General features: G+C 64.9%; 12 protein-coding genes. 7 read left to right on the top strand and 5 right to left on the bottom strand.

From position 1 onward, the window contains the following. The first annotated feature begins 12 nt into the window (after nucleotides 1-12). Complete coding sequence (locus tag AC13C2_RS04975) at nucleotides 13-363, top strand: hypothetical protein (RefSeq protein WP_482886116.1); 351 nt, start codon at nucleotides 13-15, stop codon at nucleotides 361-363. A 41-nt stretch (nucleotides 364-404) separates the two neighbouring features. On the opposite strand, the gene AC13C2_RS04970 is transcribed toward AC13C2_RS04975, so the two are convergent. Next, nucleotides 405-1,550: an amidohydrolase gene (locus AC13C2_RS04970; RefSeq protein WP_424338304.1), complete on the bottom strand. Its 1,146-nt coding sequence runs from the start codon at nucleotides 1,548-1,550 to the stop codon at nucleotides 405-407. Between the two features lie 116 nt (nucleotides 1,551-1,666). Here AC13C2_RS04970 and AC13C2_RS04965 point away from each other — a divergent pair, with 116 nt between their 5' ends. Beyond that, complete coding sequence (locus AC13C2_RS04965; protein ID WP_092762444.1) at nucleotides 1,667-2,101, top strand: CBS domain-containing protein; 435 nt, start codon at nucleotides 1,667-1,669, stop codon at nucleotides 2,099-2,101. 144 nt (nucleotides 2,102-2,245) lie between these two features. Then, nucleotides 2,246-2,740, top strand: coding sequence for a pantetheine-phosphate adenylyltransferase (gene coaD, locus AC13C2_RS04960; protein WP_482886115.1), 495 nt, complete (start codon nucleotides 2,246-2,248; stop codon nucleotides 2,738-2,740). Nucleotides 2,741-2,774: 34 nt separating this feature from the next. On the opposite strand, the gene ilvN is transcribed toward coaD, so the two are convergent. Further along, entirely contained in the window at nucleotides 2,775-3,344 is a 570-nt protein-coding gene (gene ilvN / locus AC13C2_RS04955) for an acetolactate synthase small subunit (protein ID WP_092762448.1), read from the bottom strand. Between the two features lie 400 nt (nucleotides 3,345-3,744). Between ilvN and AC13C2_RS04950 the strand changes: the two genes are divergently transcribed. Then, nucleotides 3,745-4,137: an EF-hand domain-containing protein gene (locus AC13C2_RS04950; RefSeq protein WP_092762450.1), complete on the top strand. Its 393-nt coding sequence runs from the start codon at nucleotides 3,745-3,747 to the stop codon at nucleotides 4,135-4,137. A 79-nt stretch (nucleotides 4,138-4,216) separates the two neighbouring features. Here AC13C2_RS04950 and AC13C2_RS04945 read toward each other — a convergent pair whose 3' ends face one another. Then, complete coding sequence (locus tag AC13C2_RS04945) at nucleotides 4,217-5,986, bottom strand: acetolactate synthase 3 large subunit (protein ID WP_482886114.1); 1,770 nt, start codon at nucleotides 5,984-5,986, stop codon at nucleotides 4,217-4,219. Between the two features lie 327 nt (nucleotides 5,987-6,313). Here AC13C2_RS04945 and AC13C2_RS04940 point away from each other — a divergent pair, with 327 nt between their 5' ends. The 3 genes from AC13C2_RS04940 to AC13C2_RS04930 are packed head-to-tail and all read left to right on the top strand — an operon-like array spanning nucleotide 6,314 to nucleotide 8,438. Further along, on the top strand, nucleotides 6,314-7,027 hold the full coding sequence (locus AC13C2_RS04940) for an HpcH/HpaI aldolase family protein (protein WP_482886113.1): 714 nt from the start codon (nucleotides 6,314-6,316) through the stop codon (nucleotides 7,025-7,027). Beyond that, the gene (locus AC13C2_RS04935) at nucleotides 7,024-7,983 is read left to right on the top strand and encodes a hypothetical protein (protein ID WP_482886112.1); all 960 of its coding nucleotides are present in this window, start codon (nucleotides 7,024-7,026) and stop codon (nucleotides 7,981-7,983) included. The genes AC13C2_RS04940 and AC13C2_RS04935 overlap by 4 nt, the downstream gene beginning before the upstream one ends. Beyond that, a complete protein-coding gene (locus tag AC13C2_RS04930; RefSeq protein WP_482886111.1) occupies nucleotides 7,980-8,438 on the top strand; it encodes a YaiI/YqxD family protein in 459 nt (152 codons plus the stop codon). The genes AC13C2_RS04935 and AC13C2_RS04930 overlap by 4 nt, the downstream gene beginning before the upstream one ends. Nucleotides 8,439-8,501: 63 nt before the next feature. Here the strand turns inward: AC13C2_RS04930 and trpE are convergent, their stop codons facing one another. Beyond that, the gene (gene trpE / locus AC13C2_RS04925) at nucleotides 8,502-10,004 is read right to left on the bottom strand and encodes an anthranilate synthase component I (protein ID WP_482886110.1); all 1,503 of its coding nucleotides are present in this window, start codon (nucleotides 10,002-10,004) and stop codon (nucleotides 8,502-8,504) included. Further along, nucleotides 10,004-11,866: a SurA N-terminal domain-containing protein gene (locus tag AC13C2_RS04920; RefSeq protein WP_482886109.1), complete on the bottom strand. Its 1,863-nt coding sequence runs from the start codon at nucleotides 11,864-11,866 to the stop codon at nucleotides 10,004-10,006. The genes trpE and AC13C2_RS04920 overlap by 1 nt, the downstream gene beginning before the upstream one ends. Nucleotides 11,867-11,910: the final 44 nt, after the last annotated feature.

Genomic DNA, 11,910 nt, shown 5'->3' with positions numbered 1-11,910 from the left:
CACATGCGGGGCATGGCGCGCCTTCTGTTTCTTTTCCTTTTGCTCTCGGGCTGTGCGTGGTTCCGGCCGAAACCGGTCGTGATCCTGCCGTTCGTGCCGGGCTGTGTCGATCGGGTCGCATTGGCACAGGCCGTGGTCGACGGGCGCCGCCGGGGCCAGTCACGCAGGGAACAGCAATCCATGGTGACCCGCACGGGTGCCGGTGAACGGCTGCACCGAGATATCATCGAAAGCGTCTACGACTGGCCCCGTCCCACGACGCCCGGCGACTGGACGATGCTGTCGCAGGTGACGGCAGGGGCCGTCGCGGACCATTGCGTGAACCGCCCGGCACAGGCGTTGCAGGGGCGGGTGATCCCGTGAAGACCGACAGATACAGCCATGCCGGGACCCTCGGCAGGGTTTCACCCGGTGATCGCGCGCGCGGCCCCCAGCAGCAAGGCCGCGCCCGGCGCGATCAGATCGTCTTCGAAATCGTAGTCAGGGTTGTGCAGCGCCGGACCCGGTCCGGCACCCAAAAGCAACATCGCGGCAGGGCAGTCGTGGCCGAAACGACCGAAGTCCTCGGACGCGCGCAGGGGGGCGCCCGCCATCGTCTTCAGGCCCGCCGCCTCGGACGCGGAATGCAGGATGCGCGCAGCTTCGGGATGGTTCATTCCGGCCAGGAAGTGATCGTGTTCGGTGATCTCGACGGACAACCCGGTGCCGTCCGTCACCATCGCGACGCGCCCCCGGACCAGTGCCACAAGATCGGTCAGGCTGGCATCGGACGTGGTGCGGCATGTCACCATAACCTCGCCCCGGCCCGGCGCGATACCGAAAGCGGGTTCGCCCAAGCGCGCGTGTGTCAGCGTCACCAACCGGAAATCGTCTGCCGGAAACGGCCCGCGCGACAGGGCGGGCAGCGCGGTCATCAGATCGGCCATCGCGACGGCGGGCGACAGGCCGTCCTCGGGCGCGCAAGCATGCGCCTCGACCCCGGTGATGGCGACCCGCAATCCGACCGATGGCGCACTGGCCAGCCCGACCGGCACATGCGCCACGCCGCGCGGAATCTCGGGCTCGTTATGCTGCGCGAAGGCCCAGTCGGGCGTCAGCGGCGCATACGCCGGATCGTCACAGACGGCGATGGCCCCCGATCCATCTTCCTCGGCGGGCTGGAACATCAGGACGACGCGGCCCTTTGCCGGACGGGTGCGGGCCAGCATCTGTCCGACGCCCAGCATCGTGACCATATGCCCGTCGTGGCCACACAGGTGGCCCGTGCCCGGCACGGTGCTGCGCCAGTCCGGCGTCCCCACCTCCTCGATCGGCAGGGCATCCAGCTCGCACCGCAACAGGACCGTCGGGCCGGGGGCTGCGCCTAAGAAAATGCCCGCCACACCGTGCCCGCCCAGATCCGTCACCACCTGATCCGCGCCGATCCAGCTCAGGACATCCGCAATTCGGGCAGCGGTTTTTTCCTCCGCGCCCGACACTTCGGGCCGGGCGTGCAGGTCGCGTCGAAGCGCGATCAACGTCGAGAGATCGGAGTTGCTGAGCCTGTCCATTGGCCCTCTGTGCCCCACCGAACGGTCCGAGTCACGGGGGGCCGTCGTCGCGCGGACTTGACTCGCTGCCGTCGCGGGGCAACGCTTCGGATAGGCATCGACCAAGGGAGGGTTCCATGTTCGTCACCCAGATCCTCAAATCCAAATCCACGCAAGGCGTTCTGACCATCGACCCCGGCGCATCCATCGCGGATGCCGTGGCCGAACTGGCCAAGCGCCGTATCGGTGCGCTGGTCGTCAGCGGCGATGGTCGCCGGGCGCAGGGCATTCTGTCGGAACGCGATATCGTGCGCGAACTCAGCAGCGACGGGGGCGAAGTCCTGACCCGCACCGTCGGCGACCTGATGACCCGCGACCTTAAGACCTGCGCCCCCGGCGACAATGCCGAAACCATCCTGCAGGCAATGACCGCCGGCCGGTTCCGCCACATGCCGGTCGAGGAGGATGGCCTGTTGATCGGGCTGATCAGCCTTGGCGACCTGGTCAAGGCACGGCTGAGCGAAGTGTCAATGGAAAAGGATGCGCTGGAGGCGATGATCACGGGCCACTGAGACGCGGCATGGTGCCCTGCGTCCGCGCCTGCCATAGGCTGAAGCGGGGAGGCGCGCGGTGTCTGTGCTTGATCCCTATGGCGCTTGATCCCTATGGCGGCACGTGTCAGGCATCACGCAATATTCTTGCGAAGGGCCCCCTTCATGCGCACTGCCCTCTATCCCGGCACGTTCGATCCGATCACCAAGGGTCATATCGACATCATCAAACGGGCCTGCACGCTGGTGGATCGTCTGGTGATCGGGGTCGCCATCAATCGCGACAAAAGCCCATTGTTCACTCTTGAGGAACGCGTTGCCATGGTCGAGGCCGAGGCGGTGTTCTGGTCCGACCGCACCGGCACGGAGATCGTCGTATACCCGTTCGAGAACCTGCTGATCGACTGTGCACGGGACGTCGGCGCGCAGATGATCGTGCGCGGCCTGCGCGCGGTCGCGGATTTCGAGTACGAATATCAGATGGTCGGTATGAACCGCATTCTGGACGATCAGATCGAGACCGTATTCCTGATGGCCGAAGCACAGCATCAGGCCATTGCGTCCAAGCTGGTCAAGGAAATCGCGCGGCTGGGCGGCGACGTGTCGTCTTTCGTCACGCCGCCCGTGGATGACGCGCTGCGCGACAGGTTCGGACACTGACCCTCCGCGATCGCCGCGCGGTCAATCCTCCGTTTCAGTCTGCCGATCCGCCCCGCGACAAGGCCGCAACACCCGTGCGGGCCATTTCAACCAGGCCGATGGGTCGCATCAGGTCGGCGAAGGCGTCGATCTTGCCGACGTCGCCGGTGATCTCGAACACGAAGCTGTCCAGCGTCGAATCCACGACATTGGCGCGGAAGATCTCGGCCAGGCGCAGGGCCTCGATCCGTTTTTCGCCGGTGCCCTGCACCTTGAACAGCGCCAGCTCCCGCTCGACCGGTTTGCCCTCGACCGTCAGGTCGTGGACATCGCGCACCGACACGATTCGGCCCAGCTGCGCCTTGATCTGCTCGATCACCTGGGGCGTGCCGACGGTGACGACGGTGACGCGCGACGTATGCCCCTCGTGGTCGACTTCGGCGACGGTCAGGCTTTCGATGTTATAGCCGCGCCCGGAAAACAGGCCGATCACGCGGGCCAGCACACCGGCTTCGTTTTCGACCAGAATGGCCAGTGTATGCCTTTCCTGAACGTCCGAGAAGTTCGGCCGAAGGTTATAGGCGGAATGGCTGGTCGAGCCTTTCTTGAGTTTCAGCGCGGACATGACCCGAGTCTCCCTTGGCGTTTGGGGAGAGTCATGCCGGAAATCCGGGGCGGGGGGAAGAGACGGGGGCAACAGGGAGATTGCACCGGGTCGACGGGGCCGGGATGCACATGCTGCCCCGTGCGATCGTCTGGGCGTGTCTTCGCATGGCAGTGTCCGGATTGTGATTGTTCGGTCAGTCGACGCTTGCCAATCGACCCCTTGGCTCGTTTTGCACGTGCGGAAAACCGCAGACGGCAGAACACCGCGCGATTTCTGGCGTCTCACCGCCGCTGGACCGGCGACGTCCGTCCAAGATCGATGCTGCGCGGGATTGCCAGTGGCGACAGTCCCCCGGCGCGGTCAGGTCAGAGGCAGGAGACGCGGGCATTCCGTCCGTGGTCCACCAAGGAGAGATGACATGACCCTTTCGAATGCAGGCAAACTGATGCTTCTGACGAGTGCTTTCGCCCTGTCGGTCGGTTCAGCGATGGCGCAGGCCAGCTGGGACCAGAACGCCGACGGCTCCCTCAATCCTCAGGAATTCGTTTCCGGCTTCGGCGCGCTGGACAAGTTCTCGACGTTCGACGCCGACGGCAGCGTCCAACTGGATCAGGCCGAATGGGACACGGGTCTGGGCGACGTCGGCGAATATGCCAACATGGATCTGAACGGCGACGGCGGCGTCGATGAGGCCGAGTTCAACGCCCTGCTGTTCAATCGCTACGACGGCGACGGGTCGGGCACACTCGACGCGGAAGAGATCGCCATGGTCGAGGCCGATCTGGCCGAAGACGGGCTGCTCGCGCGCTAGATTGCCGGGACGGGGCCGTTTCCCTCCGGCCCCCGGCCCGGTTCGGAAGGGGGCGCAATGCCTGCGCCCCCTGATGTCATCAGACCAGAACCGACCCTTTGGCGTCGATCACGCCCTGGGTATCCGCGTCACCCAGCAGCATATCATTGTGCGCTTTGCCCGAGGGGATCATGGGGAAGCAGTTCTCGTGCTTTTCGACCAGACAATCGAAGACCACCGGCCCGTCGTAAGCCAGCATTTCCTTGATCGCCTCGTCCAGATCGTCGGGGTTGTCGCAGCGGATGCCCTTGGCCCCGAACGCCTCGGCCAGTTTGACGAAATCAGGCAGGGCCTCGGACCATGATTGTGAATACCGCTCGCCGTGCAGCAATTCCTGCCACTGACGGACCATGCCCAGACGCTCGTTGTTGATGATGAACTGCTTCACCGGCAGTTTGAACTGTGCCGCCGTGCCCATCTCCTGCATGTTCATCAGCCAAGACGCCTCACCGGCGACGTTGATGACCAGCGCATCGGGGTGTGCGACCTGCACGCCGATGGACGATGGGAAGCCATAGCCCATCGTGCCCAGCCCGCCGCTCGTCATCCATCGGTTCGGATCCTCGAACCCCATGTATTGCGCGGCCCACATCTGATGCTGGCCGACCTCGGTGCAGATATACCGATCATGGTCCTTGGTCAGAGCCTCCAGACGCGACAGCGCGTATTGCGGCTTGATGACAGCGCCTTCCTGCCTGAACTTCAGGCAATCGACCTTGCGCCATTCCTCGATCTGGCCCCACCATTTCTGAACGCCGCCCGCGTTGGTCTTGCGCCCGCGCGCCTTCCACAGGCGCAGCGCATCCTCCAGCACATGGGCGATATCGCCCAGGATCGGGACATCCGCCTTGACCACCTTGTTGATCGACGACGGGTCGATATCGATGTGGACCTTGGTGGATTTCGGGCTGAAATGTTCCAGCACGCCAGTGATCCGGTCGTCGAACCGCGCGCCGACGTTGATCATCAGGTCACAGCCGTGCATCGCCATGTTGGCTTCATACAGCCCGTGCATTCCCAACATGCCCAGCCACTTGGCGCCCGAGGCCGGATACGCCCCCAGCCCCATCAGGGTGGAGGTGATCGGAAAGCCGGTGCCCTCGACCAGTTCGCGCAGCAATTGCGACGCGGCGGGGCCGGAGTTGATGACTCCGCCGCCGGTATAGAATACCGGGCGTTCGGCGCGTTCGATCAGATCGACCAGCTGCTCGATCGCATCCGGGTCGCCCTTCAGGCGTGGCTGATAATGCGACGTCCCGATCTGCTTCGGCCCGACGTAATTGCCGTTGGCGAACTGGATGTCCTTGGGGATGTCGACCAGAACCGGACCGGGACGACCGGAAGTGGCGACATGAAACGCCTCGTGCAGGGCGGGGGCCAGATCGTCGGTCTCCTTCACCAGCCAGTTGTGCTTGGTGCAGGGCCGGGTAATGCCGACGGTATCCGCCTCCTGAAAGGCGTCCGAGCCGATCATGAAGGTCGGCACCTGACCCGACAGGACGACGATCGGGATGCTGTCCATCAGCGCGTCAGTCAGCCCGGTCACCGCGTTGGTCGCGCCAGGGCCGGAGGTCACAAGCGCCACGCCGGGCTTGCCCGTGCTGCGGGCGTAACCTTCGGCGGCGTGGACGGCGGCCTGTTCGTGGCGCACGAGGATGTGCCTGATATCGGTCTGCTGAAAAATCTCGTCATAGATCGGCAGCACCGCACCGCCGGGATACCCGAAGATCGTATCGACCCCCTGATCGACCAGCGCCTTCACGACCATCTGCGCGCCCGTCAGCTGCTTTGCGCCGGAATGTTTGTTCATCGTCCTGATCCTTCTGCGTCGCGCTTCCATGAAAAACCCCCGGAGGGGGAACTCCGGGGGCGCATGGTTACCAATATGGTTGCCGATGTCTCAGCCCATGCACCCAATTCCGACAATTACGAGAAGCGTGTTCATCTGCGGTTCCTTGTCCTGCTCACATCCATAAACATATGGTCGCGGGCGTCAACCGATCAGGGAAAAGTTTCTCTCAGCGGTGCAAAACTTTCCGAAAGTTTCACGAGTGGAGGTTATATCGGGCCGTAATCGTTGCTGGCCCATGATGTTTCGACCTTGCCGCGCGCGGGTTCAGCGTGGCACGAACCGCCCATGAACACACTCAAAGATAAACTGGCCTCGGGCGCCGTCACGCGCGGTCTGTGGCAGAATCTCCCCGGTCCCGAACTTGCCGAACTTGTCGCCCATGCGGGCTTCGACTGGCTGGTCATCGACGGGGAACACGGCGCGTGGGACCCTGCCGACATCCGCGCCCGCCTGATCGCCGCGCCTGACGCCGTGGTCCGCGTCCCCTGCGACGAGGCCTGGATTCTGAAACAGGCGCTGGACCTTGGCGCGCGAACCGTCCTTGTCCCGATGGTCGACACCGCCGAACAGGCCGCCGTCGTCGTGGCCGCCTGCCGCTATCCGCCCGCAGGCACGCGCGGCATGGGGGCCTTCGTCGCGCGCGCCGCGATGTATTCGCTCGACCCCGGCTATATCACCCGCGCCAATGACGACGTATCGGTCTGGGTGCAGGCCGAAAGCCGCGCCGCGCTGGACAACCTCGAAGCCATCTGCGCCGTCCCCGGCGTCGACTGCGTGTTCCTCGGCCCCGCCGATCTTGCCGCAGACATGGGCACCGACGCCAGCGACCCCGCCGTCCATGCGGCCTTGACCGATGCCATCGCGCGGATCGCCGCAACGGGAATACCGCCGGGCATTTTCGCCGCCGACCCGGACCGCTGGATCGCGGAGGGCGCGCGCGTCGTGTCGATGGGGTCGGATGCGATGGTGCTGGCACAGGGTCTGCGGGCGCTTCTGTGATCCTCTCGGCGCAGGGCGTCCGCGCCGAATGGGATGGGGGTTGCGGCCATTTGCCGTCTCTCGTCATCGACGGCGCGCCTGTCCTGTGGTCCGCGCCGTGGCGCGACGATCCAGCCATCGCTGTCGACCCGGATATCCCCCCCGTCGAGCGCAGCCTTGGTGGCACATTCACCTGCACCCCGTTCGGGCACGACGATGTGAATAACGGCCCGCTGCACGGCCTGTCTGCCAACGCACCCTGGAGGGTCATACGCGCTGTGCCCAGCGCGCTGACCGCCACGCGGCATGTCGCGCATGGCCAGATCACCGCCCGCATCGCGCTGCGTGACGGCCACCCCGTCCTCTACCAGACGCATATGCTGGACCTGACCGCGCCCTGCACCTTCGCGCATCACCCGATGTTTCACCTCGCAGACGGCGGACGTCTCTCTGCCACACCGCAGGCGACACTGACCTTCGCCGCAGAAGCCCCGTTCCATCCGCAAAATAGCCGCTTCGACGGGTTCCCGGACAGCCTCCGGGACTATCCGGATGCGCCATGCGAAGACTTCCTGAGCCTTGTTGACGGCCCCGGCTGGACCGCGCTTGCCCGCCATGCCGAAAACGACACGATCCTGACGCTGCGCCGCGCCGATCAGCTTCCGGCCACGAACATCTGGATCTCGAACGGCGCACGTGCGCAGCCCCCATGGTCCGGCGTACGCGGCATCATCGGCATCGAAGACGCGATCTGTGCCGGGGCCGAAAGGTTCGCCGCCGCGCTGGACGCCAACCGCGTGACGGAGGAGGGCGTGGCCACCGCGCTGCTGCCCGGCCGCCACGTCATCGCACATGCCATCGCGCGCATTCCCGGACGCCATGACATCCGATCCGTCACGCCCGGTCCCGACAGCCTGACGATGCGGACGGCTGCCGAGACCATCACCATTCCTTTTGACGGAACCCATTTTCAATGATCCTGATCGACGCCGACGCCTGCCCGGTGAAATCCGAAATCACCGAAGTCGCCCTGCGCCGCAACATGCAGGCCATTTTCGTGGCAGGCAGCTATCTGCGCCTGACCAACCATCCGCTGATCAAACTGTTCGTGGCGGGCGACAGGTTCGATGCCGCCGACGATGCCATCGCCGAGGTCGCGCGCCCCGGCACCGTCACGATCACCGCCGACATCCTGCTGGCCGAACGGGTCATCAAGGCCGGGGGTGCTGCGTTGGACCCGAGGGGCCGCGAGTTCACCGAAACCTCGATCGGCGAGACGGTCGCCAGCCGCAATCTGATGCACGAGCTTCGCCCGGGGATGGAGGGGATGACCGGCGGGCAGGGTGGCGGCCAGCCCCCGTTCGGCCCCCGCGACCGGGCCGCGTTCAAGAACGCGCTGGACCGGATACTGACGCGCATGGCCAAGGGCTAGACCCGCTTCCTTGCTCCGAAAATATTTCCGCCGGAGGCTCCGTCGACACTTTTCGCATCGCCCTCAGCGGTTGCCGCGCGCCAGGAACCGACCGGCCTCGGACGCGGCTATCTTCAGTGCCCGCGACTTATTGACCGTCTCCTGCCATTCGGCCTCGGGGTCGCTGTCGTGCACCACACCTCCCCCCGCCTGAACATACAGCTTGCCGTCTTTCACGACGCCAGTCCGCAGGGCGATGCACATATCCATATCGCCATTGGCCGAGAAATATCCCACCCCACCGCCGTAAACGCCGCGTTTTTCGGGCTCCAGTTCGTCGATGATCTCCATCGCCCGCACTTTTGGCGCGCCCGACACCGTGCCCGCAGGCAACCCCGCCAGCAGCGCCGACAGGGCATCGTGATCCGCCGACAATTCGCCCACGACGTTCGACACGATGTGCATGACGTGGGAATACCGCTCGATTATGAACTTCTCGGTCGGCTTCACGGTCCCGGTTTTCGCGACCCGCCCGACATCGTTCCGACCAAGGTCAAGCAACATCAGGTGTTCCGCCAGTTCTTTCTGATCGCTCAGCAAATCCTGCTCCAGCGCCAGATCCTCGGCGGGGGTGGCGCCGCGCGGGCGGGTACCGGCAATGGGACGGATCGTCACCTCGTTGCCGAAAACGCGGACCAGGATTTCGGGCGAGGCGCCGACGATCTGAAATTCGCCCATGTCGAAATGGAACATGAAGGGCGACGGGTTCGTTCGGCGCAGCGCGCGGTAGAGCGAGAACGGCGGCAGTGGAAAATCGTATGTCCAGCGCTGCGATGGCACGACCTGAAAGATGTCGCCCGCCGCGATATAATCCCGCGCCACTTCGACCGCCGCCTTGTAATCGTCCTTGGTGAAGTTCGACACAGGTTCGGCCAGATCAAACGGCTCCGCCATGTCGCGCGGTTCGGTCACGGCATGGCCCAGCGATGTCAGGGCATCCTGAAGGCGTTCAGCGGCCTGGGCATAGGCGGCACGGGCGGTCGTGGACTTGTTGAACCACGACGGCGCAACAAGAATCACCTCACCCTTCACGCCGTCCAGAACCGCCACGACCGATGGGCGCATCAGCACCGCATCGGGCAAATTCAGCGTATCGGGGTTCACGTTCGGCAGGTGTTCGACCAGCCGGATCATATCGTAACCCAGGTATCCGAACAGCCCAGCGCAGGCGGCGGGCAAGTCGTCGGGAAGGGTTATCCGCGATTCATCGAGCAGGGCGCGGATCGCAGCCAGCGGTTCCCCGGCGTCGGTCCATGCGGTCGGGTCGTAGCGCGCGGCGCGGTTCACGCGCGACGCGGTGCCGCGACATTCCCAGATCAGGTCGGGCTTCATGCCGACGATGGAATAGCGGCCCCGGACCTCGCCTCCGGTTACGGATTCCAGGACAAAGGAAAACGGCTGCGCCTCGGCCAGCTTGAGCATCAGAGAGACCGGCGTGTCGAGATCGGCGGGCAGGCGGGTCCACAGGATCTGATTTTCGCCCCGCCCGAAGCCGGTCTCGAAGGTCGGGAAGTCGGGTGCGATCATCAGCCGCCGCCAAGCTGCGACTGCACCGCCTCGACGGCCTGCGAATTGACGGTGAATCCGGCCATGCCCTGGACGGAGCGGCCGTAGCTTTCGAACAGGTCGCCGGTCAGTTCGGTACCCGTCTGCGTCTCGATGGCCTGGCGCAGCTGCGCGCCGTCTCCGGTGGACAGGTCGGCTTCGGTCACGGCATCGACGCGCACGACGAAGGCGCGTTGGTCGTCGCCCTCAAAGGCGAAGATATCACCCGGCGCAGCCTCGAAAATGCGATCGATCAGTCCGTCCGGCGCGCCTTCCAGCGTGGCGTCGCGGACGATGCCGGTCAGCGTTTCGGGCTGACCCATGATGTCCTGCACCGGGTTCTCGGACAATTCGCCGGCGCGGTCGAACAAGCGACTGCGCAGACTTTCGGAGCGCCATGCGGCTTCGACCTGCCCCCGGATCTCGTCCAGCGGCGGCACGATCGGGGCGATCACCTCATCCAGTCGCAGCGAGAACAATCCACCGTCGGACAGCGTCCCCAGTTCAGGGAAATCGCCCGCCTGCGCGGCCCGGGCGGCAGAGCGAAACTCATCGTAGGCGACGATGCCGAAACCGCCCTGTTCTTCGCCCGCCGCAGGGTCCCAGCGGATATTGCCCAGTTCCATGTCAGTCTGATCCGCCACTTCTTCGAGGGTCGCGCCGCCAGCCAGCAGGTCGTCGATATTCTCGCGCGCGGCATCGATGCGGCGGCGTGCGGCGTCGATACCCGCCTCGGCGACCAGATCGTCGCGCACATCCTCGAGCGGCACTTCGGTCGCGTCGAGAACCGCATTGACCCGATAGATTGCTGGCCCCAGCGGCGTTTCGACCGGCCCGGCAAGCCCGGGCTGTTCCAGCGCGAACAGCGCGTCGGCGATAACCGGGTCCAGCCCATCGCGCGACAATTCGCCCTGATCCACATCTTCCAGCGTCAACCCGCGTTCCTCGACCAGCGCATCGAAGGTCGTCGTCCCGGATTCGATCGCAGCGAGGGCGTCGGTTGCGGACTGCATGTCGGCAAAGGCCAGACGTTCGGCCAGCACGCGTTGCGGTTGCCGATAGTCTGCGGCACGATCTTCATAAAGCTGTCGCAGTTGATCTTCGTCGATCTGGATGTTGTCCACGACGCTGTCCGGGGTCATCCAGACATAGGTGATGGCCCGCAATTCGGGGGTCTCGAACCGCGTCGGATCGGCGTCGTAGAACGCCGTCAGGTCGGCGTCGGTCGGGGCCAGGTCGCCGCCCGGAAGATCCTGCACCGTGACGGTGGCCAGCGTGACATCGCGGCTTTCGGCGATCCAGCGGGCGATGGCGTCGACATAGGCTGCGGGCACTTCGACACCTCCGGCGACTGCCCCCTGCAACAGCTCGCGCGCGGCTTCGTCGCGGATATCCTCTTCGTAGCCAGACTCGTTCAGGCCCGCGCTCTGAAGTGCGAAGCGATAGCCTTCGCGGTCGAAGCCGCCCCCCACGCCGCTGAAAGCGGGGTTTTCGCGAATCCGTTCGGCCACGGCTTGATCGCCCACAGATATGCCGATGCGATCAGCCTCGGATTCCAGCGCGGCGGCTGCCAGAAGGCGTTCCATGACATTGCGGTCCAGACCGAACAGCTGCATCTGCTGAAGCGTCAGGCGCTGGCCGGTGTCCTGTTGCAGGCGATTGATCTCGAATTGCAGTGCGTTGGCGTATTCCTGCACGGTAATTTCCCGGTCACCGACGCTTGCCACTGTCGAGAGCGAGCTGCCGAAGCCGCCGATCCCGAAGCCACCGAGGGCAAGGATAAGCAGACCAAGAATGACCCACATGATCGTGTTCGATGTCTTCCTGCGACGTTTCTCGGCCATGTGGCTTGCCCCCTGCGATACGGTCGGGGAGTGATAGGATGCGG

Source organism: Jannaschia sp. L-14R, from assembly GCF_056857695.1.
This window is presented reverse-complemented; position numbering and strand designations above follow the sequence as displayed.

Bases quoted from the DNA above. Each gene is read 5' to 3' on its own strand.
- AC13C2_RS04975 (WP_482886116.1), top strand. From the start codon at position 13: ATGGCGCGCCTTCTGTTTCTTTTCCTTTTGCTCTCGGGCTGTGCGTGG.
- AC13C2_RS04970 (WP_424338304.1), bottom strand. From the start codon at position 1,550: ATGGACAGGCTCAGCAACTCCGATCTCTCGACGTTGATCGCGCTTCGA.
- AC13C2_RS04965 (WP_092762444.1), top strand. From the start codon at position 1,667: ATGTTCGTCACCCAGATCCTCAAATCCAAATCCACGCAAGGCGTTCTG.
- coaD (WP_482886115.1), top strand. From the start codon at position 2,246: ATGCGCACTGCCCTCTATCCCGGCACGTTCGATCCGATCACCAAGGGT.
- ilvN (WP_092762448.1), bottom strand. From the start codon at position 3,344: ATGTCCGCGCTGAAACTCAAGAAAGGCTCGACCAGCCATTCCGCCTAT.
- AC13C2_RS04950 (WP_092762450.1), top strand. From the start codon at position 3,745: ATGACCCTTTCGAATGCAGGCAAACTGATGCTTCTGACGAGTGCTTTC.
- AC13C2_RS04945 (WP_482886114.1), bottom strand. From the start codon at position 5,986: ATGAACAAACATTCCGGCGCAAAGCAGCTGACGGGCGCGCAGATGGTC.
- AC13C2_RS04940 (WP_482886113.1), top strand. From the start codon at position 6,314: ATGAACACACTCAAAGATAAACTGGCCTCGGGCGCCGTCACGCGCGGT.
- AC13C2_RS04930 (WP_482886111.1), top strand. From the start codon at position 7,980: ATGATCCTGATCGACGCCGACGCCTGCCCGGTGAAATCCGAAATCACC.
- trpE (WP_482886110.1), bottom strand. From the start codon at position 10,004: ATGATCGCACCCGACTTCCCGACCTTCGAGACCGGCTTCGGGCGGGGC.
- AC13C2_RS04920 (WP_482886109.1), bottom strand. From the start codon at position 11,866: ATGGCCGAGAAACGTCGCAGGAAGACATCGAACACGATCATGTGGGTC.